Here is a 17,136-nt window from a genome sequence, read left to right as displayed (position 1 = left end):
CGCGATTCTGCCAAAGACCGGAGACCACTATGACGCGCAGCCACACGATCCCCGCTCTGACCCTCGCCTTCGTCCTGTCGGCGGGGGTGGCCCACGCGCAGGCCATCCGGATCGGCGTCAACGAGCCCCTGACCGGCCCCTTCGCGGCGTCGGGCACCTACGTGGTCAACGGCGCCCGGATCGCCGCCGACGAGATCAACGCCAAGGGCGGCGTCTTGGGCAAGAAGCTCGAACTCGTCGTCGAGGACAACAAGAGCAACCCCACAGAAGCGGCGGCGGTGGCCGAAAAACTCATCACCAGCGACAAGACCCCGGTGCTGATGGGCGCCTGGGGTTCCAGCCTGACCCTCGCGGTGATGCCCAAGCTCGCCGATTACGAGACCGCGATGCTGGTGGAGACCTCGTCGTCTGGAAAGATCACCACCTCGGGCAACCCCTATGTCTTCCGCATCTCTCCGCCCTCGGCCCTGGAAGCCGAGGCCTTCGCGCCGATGGTCGAAAAGCTAGGTCTGAAGAAGGTCGATTTCCTCGCCATCAACAACGACTGGGGCCGAGGGGCGGCGGCCGATTTCGGCAAGATGCTCAAGGGCAAGGGCGTCACGGTCGGCCTCGTGGAGACCATGGACCAGGGCGCGCAGGACATGAGCGCCCAGCTCTCCAAGCTGAAGGGCTCGGATGCCGACACGCTTCTGATCACGGCCGCCGTCGACCAGCTCACCCTGCTGTTCAAGCAGATGGCGGCCCTTGGCCTCAAGAAGCGGATCATCACCACCGGCGGCTCCCAGAACCCTGACCAGATCATCGCCCAGGCGGGTGCTGCCGCAGAGGGGACGATGCATCTCACCACCTTCCTGCCCTGGTATCCCGAGAAGACCCCGAACCCTGCGGCCACCGCCTATTTCATCGGCGAGTGGAAGAAGCGCGGCTTCGAGTTCGCCGGCGTCACCGAGAGCTTCCGGGGCTACGACGGCATCCGCGCCATCGCGGCGGCCATCGAGAAGGGCGGCGCCGCCGATGCGGCCTCGATCAAGAAGGGCTTCTGGTCGGTGGATTTCACCGGGCTCAACGGACAGATCCGCTTCGCCAAGGCCGGCCCTGCCGGGTCCGAGAGCGGCCAGAGCAAGCCCGACGTCTACCTCGTAAAGATCGACTGCGGGAAGGTCATGGTGCCCGAACTCTAGCCGAGCGCAAATCTTCCGGCGGCCGGGGCTCCGGGTTTCTATGATCCGTGTGTGTTCGCCTCGGGTGTCACGGGCTGAACAGGTCCCCTCTCCTGAAAGGAGAGGGTTGGGGTGAGGTGTCGTCCACCTCCGAAGAAGTCACACACCTCACCTTGTCCCTCTCCTTCAAGAAGAGTGGACCCGCGCCAAGCTTGCTGACTCTTCACTGACACTCAGCCGACGACCGTATCACCTGCTTACAGGCGAGGCCTCGATGACCGAATTCCTGCAGCACCTCCTCAACACCCTGGTCCTCGGGGGCACCTATGCCCTGCTTGGCATCGGGCTGACCCTGATCTTCGGTATCATGAACGTGGTGAACTTCACCCACGGCGCGCTCTACACGGTGGGCGCCTACGTCATGTACCTCGCCGTCACCGCCCTCGGACTCGGCTTCTTCGCCGCCTTGCCGACCGCGATCCTCGGCGGCCTCCTGCTCGGCGCAATCCTCGATCTCGTGCTGCTGCGGCCCTTACGCGGCGCGGACATGGATACGACCATGCTGGTGATGATCGGAGCCGGCATCGTCCTGCAATCGGGCACGCTCTGGCTGTTCGGCGGCGTCGCCAAATCGATCCCGACGCCGTTTCCGGACGCGCCGCTCCAGCTCGGACCCGTCTCCGTGTCGTGGCTGCGGCTGTTCGTGCTGGGCGCGGCCCTCGCGCTGATCGGGCTGAATTACTGGCTCATCAACCGGACCCGCCTCGGGCTGGCCATGCGCGCCACCTTCCAGGACCACGACACCGCCTCGCTGATGGGGGTCAACGTACGGCTCATCTACACCGCGACCTTCGCCATCGGCTCCAGCCTCGCGGCCGCGGCCGGCGCACTCCTCGGGCCGGTTTACGTGGTGTTCCCGCAGATGGGCGGCATGGCCGAGCTGAAGGCCTTCGCCATCGTCATCCTGGGTGGGCTCGGCAACATCACCGGGGCGGCCATCGGCGGCTTCATCCTGGCGCTGGCCGAGGAACTGGGCGCCGGCTACATCTCGTCGGGCTACCGGGACGCCATGGGCTTCCTGATCATCATCGCGGTGCTGATCTTCAAGCCGACGGGGCTCTTCGCCAAGGCGGAGCGCATCGGATGACCCGGCACCTCCCCGCTCTCGCCCTCCTGGCGGCACTGGCCGCCCTGCCCTTCGCGCTGGGCCACAACCCCTACCTGCTCAACGCGCTGATCACGACGGGCATCGTCACCATCGCTGCCATGAGCCTGAACCTGTTGCTCGGCTTCACCGGGCAGCTCAGCCTTGGGCACATCGCCTTCTTCGGCATCGGTGCCTACGTCAGCGCCCTCACGAGCCTCGGCTTCGACGTAGAGCTGCTCTGGGGCCTTCGCATCGTACACGAGCCCTGGCCGCCTGTGGTGGGCTTCGGCCTCGCCGTGCTGGCGACGGCCGGCTGCGGCTACCTCGTCGGTCGCCTCTCCTTCCGGGTGCGGGGTGCCTATTTCGTCATCGTGACGATCTCCTTCGCCGAGGTGGTGCGCCTCGTCGCCCTCAACTGGGTGGAGCTGACCCAAGGCCCCCTGGCGCTGACGGGCATCCCGCCCTTCAGCCTCGGCTTGCCCGGCCTCGGCTCCGTCACCTTGCGGACGAAGATGCAGAATTACTATCTCGTCCTCGTGGTCGGCACGCTCTGCTACGCCCTCATCGCCCTCCTCGTCCGATCGCGCTTCGGCCGGGCCATGCGGGGCCTGAAGGAGAACGAGTCCTTGGCCCTCTCGGTCGGCATCAACGCCACCCGGACCCTGACCCTCGCGGCGGTGATCTCGGCGGCAATGGCGGGGGCAGCCGGCAGTCTCTACGCCCATTACCTGCGCATCATCGACCCCGACGTGTTCCTGTTCTCCACCACGGTGACCATGGTCATCATGGTGGTGGGCGGCGGCAAGGGCACGCTTCTCGGCCCCGTCGTGGGCGGCCTGATCTTCGGCCTGCTCCCCGTCGCCCTGCGCCCGGTCATGGTGCCGGAGGCGCAGTGGATGGTGTTCGGCGTCGTTCTGATCGTGATCCAGTTCGTCATGCCCCGGGGCATCGTGCCCGGCCTCGCCCGCCTCGCCACGCGCCGTCACGCGCCCGGTGGCGCACCCGCCCGGATGCCCGCGGAGGCCAGGCCATGAGCGAGATCCACGCTCCCATCCTCTCGGTGGACCATGTCGGCGTGCGCTTCGGCGGCCTCGTCGCCATCGCCGACCTGCATTTCGACGTTCATCCCGGCGAGATCGTCAGCCTGATCGGTCCGAACGGGGCCGGCAAGACGACGGCCTTTAACGTGATGACGGGCTTCCTGAAGCCCAGCCAGGGTCAGGTCCGGTTCCGCGGCACCAGCCTCCAGGGTTTGCAGCCGCACGAGATCGTGCGGCTCGGCCTGAGCCGGACGTTCCAGCGCACGAGCGTGTTCCCCGACGACACCGTGGTCGACAACGTGATGATCGGCCTGCATCGGCGGGGCCGCGGGCGGCTGGTCGATTCGCTGCTTGGGCAGGACCGCACCGGCGAGGCGGCTCTGCGAGACCGGGCCCGTGCACTCCTCGACTGGGTCGGACTCTCCGGCCGGGCTCAGGACAAGGCCGGGTCGCTGGCCTATGGCGAACAGCGCCTCGTCGGGGTCGCGCTGGCGCTGGCCACCGAGCCGGCGATGCTACTCCTCGACGAGCCGGTCTCGGGCATGAACGCCTCCGAGACCCAGGTCTTCGTGCGCCTGATCCGCTCGATCCGCGAGCGCGGCATCACCATCCTGCTCGTCGAGCACGACATGCCGATGGTCATGGAGGTCTCCGACCGGATTGTGGTGCTGAATTACGGCCGCCTCATAGCCGAGGGGCCGCCGGCGGCGATCCGTGCCGATCCAGCCGTGATCGAAGCCTATCTCGGCCAGGGCAGTGCCGCCCGCGAAGCCGCACAGGCCGCCAGGGAGACGATCGATGCTTGAGATCCGCGATCTCGTCTGCGGCTACGGCGCGGTGACGGCCCTGAAGGGTCTCTCGCTCAAGGTCGAGGAGGGACAGCTCGTCGCTCTGGTCGGCGCCAATGGCGCCGGCAAGTCGACGACGCTCCGGGCCGTCTCCGGGCTCATTCCGGCGCGCTCGGGCAGCATTCACTTGGCCGGCCGGGACATCACCGGCACCGACCCGCGCAAGGTGCTGGCCCAGGGCATCGCGCATTGCCCGGAGGGGCGGCGGGTATTCCCGCAGATGAGCGTCGCCGAGAACCTCGCCATGGGTGCCTATCTGCGGCGCGATCCGGCCGGAATCGCCGCCGATCTCGTGCGCATCTACGGCGAGTTCCCGCGTCTCGCCGAGCGCCGCAATCAGGCTGCCGGCACCCTCTCGGGGGGCGAGCAGCAGATGCTGGCCATCGGGCGCGCGCTGATGTCCCGTCCCCGTCTCGTCCTGTTCGACGAGCCCTCCCTCGGCCTCGCCCCCAACATCGTTGAGCGCATGTTCGCCGTCATCCGGGCGATCTGCGACACCGGCACCACTGTCCTCCTGGTGGAGCAGAACGCCTTCGCGGCTCTGGAACTCTGCGATTACGCCTACCTGCTGGAGACGGGCCGCATCGTGCTGGCGGGGCCGGGCTCGACGCTGATCGCGGATCCGCATGTGCGCCAAGCCTATCTCGGTGGCTGACAGCGGGCGCTGGGTTCGGGTCTGCCGTATCGAGGCTCTCGCCGGCCGTGAGATCATCCCGGTCTTCGTGGCGGGCCGTCATCTCGTCCTCGTGCAGGACGGCGACGGGATCTTCGCCACGGACCGGGCCTGCCCGCATGAGGGGGCGGATCTCGCCCTGGGCCATTGCTCCGGAGGGCGCCTGTTCTGCCCGCGGCACCTGGCATGGTTCGCGCTCGCGAATGGTGCCGTCTCGCCTGGATGGAATTTCCCCGATCTTCGCACCTACCCGACCCGCAGGGAGGGGGGCGATATCCAGGTTCTGATCGAGGCCCGGGGATGAGGGTGCCGAAGGGCGCAGGGCGGTGACGAAACACGTCGTCCCGTCAAAGGAGGCGATGACCGAGACCGCACCGTTCCATCTCCTCGTCGAAGGTGCCTGGATCGAGGCAGCAGGGCTCGATACGGGCGTTTCGTCCGGCGCGGAGTGGGAGCCTTTCGATCAAAGCGCCTTTAAAAAGACCGGCCAGCGTGGATCATTCATGATCGAACGGGCACGCATGTGCTTCCAGATGCCGTACTTGTAGAAGTCGAAGTCGAGGCTGGAGATCGCGTTCTGCACCATCGCCCAGGTCGACCATTTAATGTCGGCCAGCGCCTTGTGGACCATTAGGCGGGCGAACAGCGCCTCGTCGTAGCGTCCGAAATACGCCTCGATCAGCTCGCGGTCGACGCTCTCGGAGAAGAACATCTCTCCACTCCAGATCGCGAGGTCGTAGAGACGATCGTTGTTGGAGGCGTATTCGAAGTCGATGAGCAGGATGGAGTCGTCCTCGCCGACGAGGAAGTTGCCCGGCATCGGATCGTTGAAGCAGGGTACGAGATCGAGACCGGAGGCTTCGAGCGCCGCCTGCGCCAGATGGGTCTGGCGTGTCAGCCACACGTGATCGGGCGGCACCGGCGCCTGGAGTTGGGCGACCTGTCGGTCGTGCTCGGCGATCATCTCGAACACGGTCTTGGTGAGCGGCAGCAATGCCGCCGCGTGGAAGCGACGATAGATGTTCATCGCTTCGGTCCGCAGCGCAGGGTCGGCGAAGTCGCGGTGGGTCGAGGGTCGCCGGCCTTCCACGAACTCGGCGATCTCGATGTCCTGCGCGTCGAGATGGTTGAAGGTGCGGGGGCCGAGGCCGATCGCCTCCGCCTGCCGGCTGGCGGCACGGGCGGCGGCGCGGTCGATGAACATCTCCGTTCCGCGACCGGGCATCTTCACAAAGTAGGCGTGCGGTTCGCCGTCGATCTCGACGCGCCAATTCATGTTGCTGATGCCGCCTAGGACCGGGCGGTAACGCATCGGGCGTCCCTGCCAGGGCGCGACGGAGCGAAGAATCGCCTCGAAGGCCTGCTCGGATTCGGTGGTGGCGTCGCCGAGAGAGATCATGCTCGCTACCTCACAAGGATCTCAGGCTTTCCTCGAAGCCCGGCCTGCCGACCCGCATCCGGCACCGCAGGAAGCGCCAGCCCGCGTATTTGCGGAACTCCAGCGTGCGGCGGGGTGACAGGCGGTCCATCGCCAGGGCCCGGAGGCCCCAGTGGAGGTCGTCGGCGGCGGCATAGGCCAGGCATCGGTGGAAGACGTCCTCGCGGAATCGTCCCTCCGCCATCTCGATGCCGGGCTTCATCTGAGCGTCGAACTGGCAGGCTTCGTTGAGAAAGACGCCGAGCTGGTAGTGGGGATCGGTGTCGCAGGCCATGTCGAAATCCACCAGCCGGAGTTCGCCGTCTGGGGAGAACAGCAGGTTCGAGGCATGGGGGTCGGCATGGGCCGGGCGGCTCTCGGTCCCGGCGGCTACCAGCGCCGCCTCGATGCCGTCGACCCAATCGATCAGGAACCACGCGTCCTGGGGCAGGGTGTCGGCCTCCTCGCCGAGACGGGTAAGGAGCGCGCGGATCGCCTCGAAGACATTCCAGCGGCGTCCGAGCGGTTCGCCCGCGCCGATCCGGCCGAAGGCCTCGATGACCGCGCCCATGCGCTCGGGCCGGCGCAGGGTGTCGAGAGTGGCCGGGCGCCATTCGGGGCCGAGACACGCGAACAGGATCGCGCCCTCCGCTTCGGCCAGATGCAGGGGCTGGGGTGCGAGGCCGAGGGAAGCGATCCTCTGTGCCGCCCGGAAGGCGGCGGAGGGATCGAGCAGGGCGGCGGCCGCGCGTTCACCCACCTTCAGGAAGTAGCGGGGCGCCGCCCCCTCCACCTCGGCGACGAGGTAGGAGGTCGATTCGACCCCATGGTAGGAGGGCGAGGCGACCCCCGGCACGGCCTCGCGGTAGTGGAGCCTCCGCCCCGCCAGCATCGGCGCGGTGGCGAGCGCCGCCTCGGCGAGTCTCTCCTGTGAATCCCCCAGCATGCCGACCGCTTTCACGGGCGCTCCTTCTCCATCTCGATGACCGACAGGCCCTCGTTGGCCAGGATGAGGAGCATATCGGCCAGAACCTGCGTGCCGAAGGCGTGGTCCTCCGGTCGGGTGAATTCCGTGGGGTGGTGAATCACGCCTCCGACGCTGGGCACCGCCATCACGATGGACGGGCACACCGCCGCGAGGCTGATCGCATCGTGGCCGCCGATCGTGTCGAGGTGACGAGCCGGGGCACCGTTGACGTCGCTTGCGCGCTCGGCGAGGCGGACGAGACCGGGCGCCATCTCTCCCGCCACACGACGGTCGATGGAGCGGACCTCGTGCCCCACCTCGGCCCGCGCCGCCGCCGCCTCAATGCTCGCACGCAGCCGCGCCTCCGCCTCGGCCAGGATGATCTGCGAACCCGAGCGCAGTTCGATGAACAGCACGACCTCGCTCGGCACGGTGTTGGGCGAGTTGGGGAAGATCTCCATCCGCCCGACGGAGGTGTGCAGGTCTAGACCGTACCCTCCGGCGAGCGCCTTGAGATCGGCGATGACGTAGGCCCCGGCCAGGAGGGCGTCGTGCCGCGCCGCCATCGGGGTCGGTCCGGTATGGGCCTGCCGCCCAAGGAAAGCGAGGCGATACTTCACGGCTCCCCAAAACCGCGTGAAGGCACCGAACCGCCGACCCTCGCGCTCGAGGAACGACTCGCCTTCAATGTGAAGCTCGAGATAGGCGGCCGGAACCGGCACCTTGTCGGTCCCGGCATAGCCGATGCTCTCCAGGGCTTCGCCCACCGAGATCCCGGTGCCGTCTCGCCGGTCAAGGGCCCAGGCGAGGTCCGCTGCCCCCGTGAAGACGCTGCTGCCGAGGAGGCTCGGCTGAAAGCGTGCCCCCTCCTCGTTGGTCCAGTTGGCGACCACGAAGTTGCAGGCCGCCCGCGCACCACTTGCCGCCAGGCTTTCGCGGACGGCGAGGATTGCTTCGCAGGCCGAGATCACACCCAGTGCACCGTCGAAGCGGCCGCCATTGGGCTGGCTGTCGATATGGGACCCAACCATCACCACGGGGGCGTTGGCGCCGGCGAGATCGAGACAGCCGAACTGGTTACCGATGGCATCGACCCTTCCCGCGAAGCCGTGCTCGCGGAACCAGGCGGCGAGCCAGTCGCGGGCCTGCCCGTCCTCGGCCGACAGGGTGAGGCGGGTCATGGCGCCGTCCGCTCCCCCGCCGAAGACGGAGACGGCTTCCATCATGGCCTGAAGACGTGCGGGATCGATCCGCACGGAGGAAGGAGCCGTCGTCTCAGGCATGGATGACATCCACTTGTGTGTGCTGGAAGGCCCGCGCCGCATCGCGGCTGAGGGGCGCGTTGGTGACGAGGGTATCGACGGCGTCGAGGCCGAAGGTGCGGATCGTGCCGAACCGCCCAAACTTCGAGGAATCGGCCAGGATGACGGATCGGCGCGTCCGCTCTACGGCTACACGGCGCAGGACCGCCTCGTCCTCGCCCAGATCCATGAACCCGTGCTCGTGATGCACGGTGACGATGCCCATGATGGCGAGGTCGTAGACGTGCTCGCGAAGGGCGGCGAGCGTACGATGGCCGAACAACGCCCTGTAGTCGGGCTTCATGTCGCCGCCCAGTACCGTGACCTGCGCGCTGGAATCACCGGCCAGAAGTGCTGCGATGTCGATGGAATTGGTGTGGACACGGACCCGCCGGCCCAGCAGCCGACGGGCGAAGGCCAGCGTCGTGGTGCCCGCATCGAGGAAGACGGTCATTCCGTCCTTGACCAAGGGCAGGGCGGCCTCGGCGATGCGGGCCTTCTCGCGGGCACCCACCCGGACCCGTTCGTCGAAGGGCCGGTCGCGCTCCCTCCGGTCGATGACGGCCCCGCCATAGACCCGCCGCGCATGGCCGCGCAGTTCGAGGTCGCGCAGGTCGCGCCGTACGGTCTCGCTGCTGATGGTGAGCCGGATCGCCAGATCCTTCACGCTGACCCGTCCGTCGCGCTCGAGGGCGTCGAGGACGAGCGCGAGGCGTCGCTCGGTGATCCCCATCGCGGGCGCTCCCTCCCTTGCCGCCGATCGTGGGCCTCGTCCGCCGGTTCCGTGGCTGGGTAGGAGACGGGACTTCTGATGAACCGTGCCGTGCATCAGGCCGCTCCGGCGACGGAGTCGGTGACCGGCTCCGTCACAAGATGACAGGCGGCCAGATCGCGGGTTCCGCGAACGGCCAGATGCGGGCTCAGCGTGACGCAATCCTCGAACGCCTGCGGGCAGCGCGAGCGGAATGAACAGCCGGTGGGCAGGTCGATCGGGCTCGGGGGCTCACCCTCGAGGAGGCAATCTTCCGGACGGTAGCGCCGCTTCTCCAGGGTCGGCATCGCCGACAGCAGGGTCCGCGTGTAGGGATGCCCGGGATCGAAGAACAGGCGCTCGTTGTCGGCGAGTTCGACGACCTCGCCGAGATACATCACCGCGATGCGGTTGCAGGCTTTGCGCACCATGGCGAGGTCGTGGCTGATGTAGATGTAGGTCAGCCCGTGGGCGCGCTGAAGCTTGTCGAACAGCGCCAGCAGCTTGAACTGCTCGGTCTGATCGAGGGCCGAAAGCGTCTCGTCCATGAGCAGGATCTCCGGGTCGAGCACCATCGCGCGGGCGACGTTGATGCGCTGTCGCTGCCCGGCGGAGAGGCCGAGGGGAAGCTGGTCGTAGAGCGAAACGGGTAGTCCCACGTCGTTCATGACGTCACGCACCTTGTCGCGAATGCGCCCGGCGTCGCGCCAGCCATGGGTGCGCAGGGGCGCCTCCAGCATCGCGCCGATGCCGGTGCGTGGCGGCAGCGAGTCGAACGGATCCTGGAGCACGAGCTGGAGCTTGCGCCGGAAGGCCAGAAGTTCGGCCCCGGAGAACCGGGCGATGTCCCGGCCGTCGCACAGGACCGTGCCGCCGGTGGGTCGCTCCAGGCGGCTGAGGAGGCGCATCAGGGTGGACTTGCCGCAGCCCGATTCACCGACTACCGCGAAGCTGTCGCCTTTGTGGATGTCGAAGGTGACGTGGCGCACGGCGCGCAGCTCACTCGTCCCGGCGAAGCTGCCGCGCGTTCTCACTCGGTAGGTTTGCGACACGTCCCGCAGGCTGACGATGGCGGTATCTGGCCGCCGGGCCTCCCGTGGGACGGCAGGGACGGTGGGCCGCACGCTCCAAATCGCGGGGATCTGCGCCACTAGTTCGCGGGTATAGGGGTGGCGCGGCGCGGAGATCAGCGCTTCGGTCGGCTGCTCCTCCACCAGCCGGCCCTCGTCGATGACCAGGATGCGGCTCGCCGCCTCGCTGGCGACGGGGAGCGAGGACGAGACGAACAGGATCGCGGTATCGAAGCCCTCGGTGAGTTCGCGCATCAGGCGGATCACCTGGGCGGCGACGGTGACGTCGAGGGGTTGGGTAACGTTGTCGGCGACGAGGAGCGCGGGATTCGAGATCATCGCGTCGACGATCAGGGCGCGCTGCATCATCCCGCCAGAAAACTGCGAGGGGTAATCGTGGAAGCGTGCCCTCGCCGAGGGGATGCGCACAGCGTCGAGTAGCGCGATGACGCGGTCCTGCGCCTCGGCCGCCGTCACCTCCGGCATCACCGCCCGGATCTTCTCCACGATCTGGCGACCCACCGGGAGGGTCGGATCGAGGGCGCCCATGGGATTGGCGCCCACATAGGCGATGTCGCGGCGCAGCCGCCGCATCTCCCGCGGGGGCAGCGTCAGCAGGTTGCGATCGCGGAAACGCACCTCGCCGGCGCCGATGGTGAGGGGCGGCGCGATCCAGTTGACCACCGCCCGGGACAGCACCGTCTTGCCGGCGCCGGACGCGCCGACCACGCCGACGATCTCGCGCGGCGCGACGTCGAAGGAGATGTCGTCGAGGATCCGGCGCTCGCGTCCTGGAAGGGTGAGATCGATGCGCAGGCCGCGAACGGAGAGAACCGGGCTCATCAGGCGCCTCCGTGGATCGCGTTGCGAGCCCGTTCGAAGGCGGCGCCGATCAGGTTGATGCTGGTCAGCGTCAGGCACAGGAACACCCCCGGCATGGTGGCGATCCACCAAGCGTTGAGGAGGTACTTGCGGCCATCCGCGATGATGTTGCCGAAGGTCGGGGTCGGCGGCTGCACCCCGAGGCCGAGGAAGCCGAGGGTCGATTCGAAGATCATCATCCGGGCGACGTCGAGCACGGAGGTGAACAGCAGGGGCGGGACCAGCAGCGGCACCAGCAGGGTGAGGATGATGCGCGGGTGCGTGGCGCCCGAGACCTGGGCGGCCCGTACGTATTCGCGGCCCCGCTCGGCCATGACAACCGAGCGCATCACCCGGGCATAGACCGGCCAGTTCGACAGGCCGAGCACGAGGATGATCGCCGGGATCGTCGGACGCGAGACGCCTAGCACCGCAATCGCCAGGATGATCATCGGGATCGAAAGCTGCGCGTCGGTGATCCGCATCACCACCGTATCGGTGCGGCCGCCGAAATAGCCGGAGATCGTGCCAAGCGCGCAGCCGATCAGAAGGGTGACGGCGACCGAGGCGACGCCGATCAGGAACGAGTAGCGCAGGCCGACGAGACTGCGCACCAGCATGTCGCGGCCGATCTGGTCGGTGCCGAGCGGGTGAGCCCAGCTCCAGGTCTCACCCACGAACAACGGCGGCAGCAGGCGGGCACGCACGTTCATCTTCAGCGGGTCGATGCCGCTGAGCTCGGGGTAGAAGGCGGCGGCCAGTGCGAGGATCGTGAACAGCGCGAACCCGATTCGGAACTCGGTGGAGCGGGCGGCATGTGAGAGGATGCGCCGGCCGATGGAGCGGGAGGCGGCGACGTCGACCGGTGGCGGCGGCGCGACGATCAGGGTGGTTTCGAGGGCGCCCATCAATATTCGAGCCTCGGATCGATGGAGGTGGCGGCGAGATCGACGAGGATGTTGATGAGGACGAAGATCGCGCTAGTGACGATCGCGATGCCCTGGATCAGGGGGAAGTCGCGCTGCAGAACCGCGTTGATGGTGAGCAGTCCGAGGCCGGGATAGTCGAAGATGTATTCGACGATGATCACGCCGCCGAGCAGGCTGGAGAACTGCACGCCGAGGAGGTTTAGCAGGGGGACGGACGCGTTGCGCAGGGCGTGGGCGGCGACGATCCGGGTCGGCGACAGCCCGCGGACCTGCCCGACGGTAACGTAGGATTCGCCCATCTGTGCGGCCACGGCCCCCGACAGGGTCCGGATCAGCACCGGCGACAGTTCCACCGCGAGCACCAGCGCCGGCAGCACCGTGTAGGAGAAGCCGCCATAGCCGATGGCCGGCAGCCAGCCGAGTTTCACCGACAGGAGCAGGGCCAGGACAATGCCGAGCCAGAAGTTCGGCAGCGAGACGAAAACCGACGAGACCGTGAAGGCGAGCTTGTCGGCGATGCCGCCGGGGCGCAGGCCCGCCGCGATCCCCAGAAGGCTCGAAAAGACCAGGGCGAAGACGAGGGCCAGGGCCGCCAGTTGCAGGGTCATCGGCAGGGCGTCGAGGATGAGGTCCATGACCTTCGCGCGCTCGCCGCGGGTCGTGTCGTTGAAATTCGCGCCTCCTGTCGCCGCGCCGTTGGCCGGCCGCACGAAGCTCTGTCCGAGATCGCCCTGGACGACGCGCGCCATGTAGCGGCCGAACTGGACCGGGATCGGATCGCGCAACCCCATCTGGGTGGCGATCTGCTCGATCAGCGCTTCGGGTGCCATGCCGCCGGCCATCAGCCGCACGGGATCGCCCGGCACGACCCGCAGCAGCGTGAAGATCAGAAGCGAGACCAGGAAAATGATGACCGCACCCTGCGCGAGGCGCCGGGCGAGGAAACTGAGAACGAACATCGGGTGCAGGTCCGGTGACGGGTTCGGTAGGGCGCGACACGGTTTCCGCCCGAGCGGACCGTGGCGCGCGCCCGACGCGCATGAGAGCGGGCTGGTTGTTCAGACCGTCTTGGAAGCGTCGATGGAGCCGTCGGGATAGACGTAGAGGCCCTGGAGTTCCTTCTGCATCGCGTGGATCATGACAGAGGTGAACAGCGACAGCGCCGGCACCTTGGCTGCCAGCAGCGGCATGGTCTCGTCCTGAAGGATCGCCTTGCGCGCCTCCAGGGTGGGCGCGGCCCGCTCCTTGTCGAGGCTCGCGTCGATCGCGGCGTCCTCGATGCCGGTGATGCGGTGCGAGGACGAGTGGAAATGGGTGCGCAGCACCAGATCCGGCTCCGGCGAGCCGGTGGACCAGCCGCAATCGACCATATGGCCGGGGCCGCCGCCGGGGCGATGGTAGAGGCGCTCGTTCCATGCCGCCGGTTCCAGGACGGTGAGGTTCACCGGGAACCCCTGCTCGTTGAGCATCGCGGTGATGACCTCGCCGTATTCCTTGGTCTTCGGGTAGAAGCCCACCGAGGTGATGTATTCGAGCGGCGGCAATCCCTTCCCCTTCGGGAAGCCGGCCTCCGCCAGCAGCGCCTGTGCTTTTGCGGGGTCGTAGGCCGGGTAGTTCTTGAGATCGACGTAGCCGAACTTCACCGGCGAGACGTAGTTCGCGGATGCGTGGCCGGCCGCACCCAGCAGCTCGACGATCATCGCGCGGTCGATGGAGTGGCAGGCCGCCATCCGGACGCGCACGTCGTCGAAGGGCGGCTTGGAGCAGCGGAACCAGAGATACTTGTTCTCGACGGAAACGACCTGATTGATCGCGATCTTCGGATTGGCCTTCACGGTCTCGACCTGCTCGGGCTCGAGCCGTTCGACGATCGAGGCCTGCCCGTTCATCAGCGACAGCATCCGGGTCGTCGAATCGCCGGTGAAGGTGAAGTCGATGCCGGGGATCGCCGGCTTGCCCTTGAAGTAGCCGTCGAAGGCGGCGAGGACGGTGCTGTTGCCGCGCTGCTCGACGAAGCGGAAGGGTCCCGTGCCGTTGAGCCGGCGGGTCAGGGCACCGCCCGGCCCCTCCGCGATGTCCTTGGCCGACATGATCGGCAGGAACGAGGCGAGGAAGATGAAGAGATGGGCGGGATAGCCGCCCTTCGACGTGTCGACGATCACGGTCTCGTCGTCGGGCGTCGTGATGGTCAGCGACTCGGTCGGGCCGGGATACCATTGCGCCGGCCGATCCTTGCCCGACCCGTACTCGAAGGTGGCCTTGACGTCCTCAGCCTTGAACGGCTTGCCGTCATGGAAGTGGATGCCCTTGCGCAGCTTGATCTGCAGGCGGGTGGGCTCGAGGAGCTGGATGTCGGTGGCGAGCTCGTAGACCACCTTGCTCGGGTCATCGAGGGTCATCGGCGTGCGGGTGAGGAAGCCCATCACGAACCCCTCGATGTTCTTCTGCGAGAGCGTGGTGTGAGCGGTCGGATCCCAATTGCCGGTGATGTTCTCGGCGGACAGGAACACCAGCGGCTTTCCCCCTTGCGCGAAAGCGGAGGAGATCAGGAAATCCGGGTTGATCTGGCTGACCCCGGCCAGTGCCGCACTGCCTTGCAGAAACCGCCTGCGATCCATCACGTTGGCCATCCCGAAACTCCCAAAGCCACGTATCCGTCAAAGTGGTCAAAAACCACAAGGCACGACCTGTGCCAGATCGCTGAAAACGGGCAAAGCGGGCATCACGCTTAGGGTGGCGGGATTGGGGTGGGAGGAGGATTCCTCACTGGCAGTTTATCGGACGGACTCAAAGGGGCTGAACCCGCACGCTGCGGAAATCACGACGTATCTCGCCACAGCCCTAATCCGGCACACTTCGCGCACCCTGAATCCCTATCCGAGGAGCCTGTCGTGCAGTCTGCAATCCGTTCCATGTCCTTCCCTGAATTCGTCCGCTTCCAGGCCGAGCGTGGTGTTTCCGAAGCACTCCTCGCGGCCGCTCGGAAGCGTCGCAGGTCGGTCGCGCAAGGCCGCTGAGGCCTAACCACCGAAATAGGCACTGCGCCTGCCGGATTCAGACGTCCGACATTTAACAGCCGTCCCATTGGTCAAAGGCAGGCGTCCTGTGCAGCCTCGAGGCGGCCAGCAGAGATCGCGGACAGAAACGCATGATAGTCCGCCTCGTTTTGATCCCCGTAAGCGTGGGCCCAATCTGCGAACGCTTCGCGCAGATCCGCGCGTCCGTCATGACCGCAATAGCCAGCAATCGCCGCCGCATCGCCCGTGCGGGCATGGGCGCGGGCGAGGAGCGCTCCATAGGCGTGGGAAAAGTACAGCAGGGGTTGCCCTGCCATCCTGGCGATGGGGATCTCCCCCTTCATGTTCTTCATCTGACGGACATAGAAGGGCCGGTCGTCGATCGATGTCCAACCGAGGAGGGGGTCTCCCACTGCCTGCAGGAGCTTCTGCCCGTAGATGACGCGCTCGCCCTCGTGGCTCGCATAAGGTTCGGGCATGCCGACCAGATAGGGTGCATGGGCCGGTCGAACCGCCTCCTTGACCTGAAGGAAGAGCGCATCCTGATCGGAATTGCCGCAGAGCAGGGCCACGTAGGCGCGGGTTCCGACACTTCCGACCCCGACCACCCGATGGGCGACGTCCACCACGTGATAGCGGTTGAGCATGAAGCGGCGCTCGCGCGGTAAAGTCTCGGCATAGCGTTCAAGGCCCGAGGTTACGTTCTGGCGCGTGGCCTCGTCGACGCGCATGAGGATGGGCGGCTCCTCGCGAAACCGCCAACTGCCATCCGTGCGCCGCTCGCCGACCCGGTCGAGCAGGCTCTTATTGTTCTTGCGACGCGCCTTCTCGACGGCCTTGCGCACCACCGTCTGGGATTGCGCGTCGATCTCGATACCGGAAAATTCGAGCTGGTCGGCCCGCGCCGCTCGCTGCCACACATCAAGGGAGCCGCGGGGCGCCAGATCGTCCATGGTATGTTGATACCCGGCCACGGCCGCGAGCACGGCCTCCCGCCGCTCCACGGCCCGCACACCATCGTCACGCGCCGCCACTTCGACACTGGCGCAGAGCCGTTTCAGATCCCATTCCCAGGGTCCGATCGTCACCTCGTCGAAATCGTTGAGATCGAACACCACTTCGCCCTGCGGAGTCCCGAACAACCCAAAATTCGAGATGTGCGCGTCGCCGTTCATGACGACGTCGATCGCACCGCGTGCGCCCTGTGACAGGTCCCAGGCCATCACATGCGCTGCACCGCGCAGGAATGCGAAGGGAGAACTCGCCATCCGAGCGATCCTCAGCGGGATCAGATGGCCTTGCCTGCCCTGATGCGCACCCTCAATCAGCGAGACCGGATCGGGGCGGTCAGAGCCTGTGTTCAGAGCGGCATGGACCGCATGAGGCACTTTCGCCCGCAAGGTCTTGCCGGCGGCCCGGCGTTTTTCCCAGGGCTCTACACCGGTGCGAAGATCAATATGAGGGAAGTCGGCTAGCGGCTCGAGGACGGCGTCCGGCGCGGTCTCGACGGCCTCGTTCGGCTCGACATGCGTGACATCGGAGACATCCGTCGATCGATCCAAGTCGCAGATCCTTCTCAAAGCGGTGGATTAGAACGGGAGACGGACCGCAATTAACGCAATGCCGGCGGCGAGCGCGGAAATTCGGCAATCGGCGAAACACATCATCGAGAACAGGCTTCGAGACCTTTGCGGGCGGATGCATGGCTCATCAGCGCACCGATGCCGGAGCGCCGATTTTGCCGTAGTCGAAAACCGTCACCATATCGGGATACCGTGGAACACCGATCGTGAACGAAGTGCATTCAAGAGGGCGACCGCTCGGTGGCGCGTGCCTTCGCGCCCGTCGATGGAAGTAGCCGCTCGAGAGTATGGAAAAGGGAATGTAAGCTCAAAAAAAGTGCTTTCAGGCCCTGTCAAAGCCAACGGCCACGGACGCTGGGCCGAGGTGCGCGT

At 66.8% G+C, this 17,136-nt stretch carries 15 protein-coding genes; 6 read left to right on the top strand and 9 right to left on the bottom strand.

Translation table 11 applies throughout. The features are described 5' to 3' along the window. The first annotated feature begins 29 nt into the window (after window positions 1-29). The 6 genes from MKK51_RS01565 (at window position 30) to MKK51_RS01540 (ending at window position 5,172) form a co-directional block, all read left to right on the top strand. On the top strand, window positions 30-1,181 hold the full coding sequence (locus MKK51_RS01565; RefSeq protein ID WP_243974560.1) for an ABC transporter substrate-binding protein: 1,152 nt from the start codon (window positions 30-32) through the stop codon (window positions 1,179-1,181). A gap of 253 nt (window positions 1,182-1,434) precedes the next feature. Then, the gene (locus MKK51_RS01560; protein ID WP_243974558.1) at window positions 1,435-2,307 is read left to right on the top strand and encodes a branched-chain amino acid ABC transporter permease; all 873 of its coding nucleotides are present in this window, start codon (window positions 1,435-1,437) and stop codon (window positions 2,305-2,307) included. Beyond that, a complete protein-coding gene (locus MKK51_RS01555) occupies window positions 2,304-3,341 on the top strand; it encodes a branched-chain amino acid ABC transporter permease (protein WP_243974556.1) in 1,038 nt (345 codons plus the stop codon). Before MKK51_RS01560 ends, MKK51_RS01555 begins: the two co-directional genes overlap by 4 nt. Further along, window positions 3,338-4,153 (top strand): ABC transporter ATP-binding protein, encoded by an 816-nt coding sequence (locus tag MKK51_RS01550; RefSeq protein WP_243974555.1) that lies wholly within the window; start codon window positions 3,338-3,340, stop codon window positions 4,151-4,153. Before MKK51_RS01555 ends, MKK51_RS01550 begins: the two co-directional genes overlap by 4 nt. Further along, window positions 4,146-4,850 (top strand): ABC transporter ATP-binding protein, encoded by a 705-nt coding sequence (locus MKK51_RS01545; RefSeq protein WP_243974554.1) that lies wholly within the window; start codon window positions 4,146-4,148, stop codon window positions 4,848-4,850. The genes MKK51_RS01550 and MKK51_RS01545 overlap by 8 nt, the downstream gene beginning before the upstream one ends. Beyond that, window positions 4,822-5,172 (top strand): Rieske (2Fe-2S) protein, encoded by a 351-nt coding sequence (locus MKK51_RS01540; protein ID WP_243974553.1) that lies wholly within the window; start codon window positions 4,822-4,824, stop codon window positions 5,170-5,172. Before MKK51_RS01545 ends, MKK51_RS01540 begins: the two co-directional genes overlap by 29 nt. 159 nt (window positions 5,173-5,331) lie before the next feature. Here the strand turns inward: MKK51_RS01540 and MKK51_RS01535 are convergent, their stop codons facing one another. The 9 genes from MKK51_RS01535 to MKK51_RS01495 all read right to left on the bottom strand — a co-directional run bounded on the left by MKK51_RS01535 (window position 5,332) and on the right by MKK51_RS01495 (window position 16,743). Beyond that, window positions 5,332-6,267, bottom strand: a complete 936-nt coding sequence (locus tag MKK51_RS01535) for a phosphotransferase (protein WP_243974552.1) — start codon at window positions 6,265-6,267, stop codon at window positions 5,332-5,334. A gap of 10 nt (window positions 6,268-6,277) precedes the next feature. Next, the gene (locus MKK51_RS01530; protein ID WP_243974551.1) at window positions 6,278-7,246 is read right to left on the bottom strand and encodes a phosphotransferase; all 969 of its coding nucleotides are present in this window, start codon (window positions 7,244-7,246) and stop codon (window positions 6,278-6,280) included. After that, entirely contained in the window at window positions 7,243-8,535 is a 1,293-nt protein-coding gene (locus tag MKK51_RS01525) for a Zn-dependent hydrolase (protein WP_243974550.1), read from the bottom strand. The genes MKK51_RS01530 and MKK51_RS01525 overlap by 4 nt, the downstream gene beginning before the upstream one ends. Continuing rightward, a complete protein-coding gene (locus MKK51_RS01520) occupies window positions 8,528-9,286 on the bottom strand; it encodes a DeoR/GlpR family DNA-binding transcription regulator (RefSeq protein WP_243974549.1) in 759 nt (252 codons plus the stop codon). Before MKK51_RS01520 ends, MKK51_RS01525 begins: the two co-directional genes overlap by 8 nt. Before the next feature lie 95 nt (window positions 9,287-9,381). Then, entirely contained in the window at window positions 9,382-11,217 is a 1,836-nt protein-coding gene (locus tag MKK51_RS01515; protein WP_243974547.1) for an ABC transporter ATP-binding protein, read from the bottom strand. After that, window positions 11,217-12,143, bottom strand: a complete 927-nt coding sequence (locus MKK51_RS01510) for an ABC transporter permease (RefSeq protein ID WP_243974545.1) — start codon at window positions 12,141-12,143, stop codon at window positions 11,217-11,219. Before MKK51_RS01510 ends, MKK51_RS01515 begins: the two co-directional genes overlap by 1 nt. Next, the gene (locus tag MKK51_RS01505; protein ID WP_243974543.1) at window positions 12,143-13,123 is read right to left on the bottom strand and encodes an ABC transporter permease; all 981 of its coding nucleotides are present in this window, start codon (window positions 13,121-13,123) and stop codon (window positions 12,143-12,145) included. Before MKK51_RS01505 ends, MKK51_RS01510 begins: the two co-directional genes overlap by 1 nt. A 99-nt stretch (window positions 13,124-13,222) precedes the next feature. Next, window positions 13,223-14,794, bottom strand: a complete 1,572-nt coding sequence (locus tag MKK51_RS01500; protein ID WP_243974541.1) for an ABC transporter substrate-binding protein — start codon at window positions 14,792-14,794, stop codon at window positions 13,223-13,225. A gap of 458 nt (window positions 14,795-15,252) precedes the next feature. Then, window positions 15,253-16,743 (bottom strand): DUF2252 domain-containing protein, encoded by a 1,491-nt coding sequence (locus MKK51_RS01495; protein ID WP_279600914.1) that lies wholly within the window; start codon window positions 16,741-16,743, stop codon window positions 15,253-15,255. Between the last annotated feature and the right edge of the window lie 393 nt (window positions 16,744-17,136).

It is taken from the genome of Methylobacterium sp. E-045, assembly GCF_022829685.1.
Classification (GTDB): Bacteria; Pseudomonadota; Alphaproteobacteria; order Rhizobiales; family Beijerinckiaceae; genus Methylobacterium.
The sequence above is the reverse complement of the archived record's forward strand: the minus strand, read 5'-3'. Positions and strand labels throughout refer to the sequence as shown.

Bases quoted from the DNA above. Each gene is read 5' to 3' on its own strand.
- MKK51_RS01565 (WP_243974560.1), top strand. From the start codon at position 30: ATGACGCGCAGCCACACGATCCCCGCTCTGACCCTCGCCTTCGTCCTG.
- MKK51_RS01560 (WP_243974558.1), top strand. From the start codon at position 1,435: ATGACCGAATTCCTGCAGCACCTCCTCAACACCCTGGTCCTCGGGGGC.
- MKK51_RS01555 (WP_243974556.1), top strand. From the start codon at position 2,304: ATGACCCGGCACCTCCCCGCTCTCGCCCTCCTGGCGGCACTGGCCGCC.
- MKK51_RS01550 (WP_243974555.1), top strand. From the start codon at position 3,338: ATGAGCGAGATCCACGCTCCCATCCTCTCGGTGGACCATGTCGGCGTG.
- MKK51_RS01545 (WP_243974554.1), top strand. From the start codon at position 4,146: ATGCTTGAGATCCGCGATCTCGTCTGCGGCTACGGCGCGGTGACGGCC.
- MKK51_RS01540 (WP_243974553.1), top strand. From the start codon at position 4,822: ATGTGCGCCAAGCCTATCTCGGTGGCTGACAGCGGGCGCTGGGTTCGG.
- MKK51_RS01535 (WP_243974552.1), bottom strand. From the start codon at position 6,267: ATGATCTCTCTCGGCGACGCCACCACCGAATCCGAGCAGGCCTTCGAG.
- MKK51_RS01525 (WP_243974550.1), bottom strand. From the start codon at position 8,535: ATGCCTGAGACGACGGCTCCTTCCTCCGTGCGGATCGATCCCGCACGT.
- MKK51_RS01520 (WP_243974549.1), bottom strand. From the start codon at position 9,286: ATGGGGATCACCGAGCGACGCCTCGCGCTCGTCCTCGACGCCCTCGAG.
- MKK51_RS01515 (WP_243974547.1), bottom strand. From the start codon at position 11,217: ATGAGCCCGGTTCTCTCCGTTCGCGGCCTGCGCATCGATCTCACCCTT.
- MKK51_RS01510 (WP_243974545.1), bottom strand. From the start codon at position 12,143: ATGGGCGCCCTCGAAACCACCCTGATCGTCGCGCCGCCGCCACCGGTC.
- MKK51_RS01505 (WP_243974543.1), bottom strand. From the start codon at position 13,123: ATGTTCGTTCTCAGTTTCCTCGCCCGGCGCCTCGCGCAGGGTGCGGTC.
- MKK51_RS01500 (WP_243974541.1), bottom strand. From the start codon at position 14,794: ATGGCCAACGTGATGGATCGCAGGCGGTTTCTGCAAGGCAGTGCGGCA.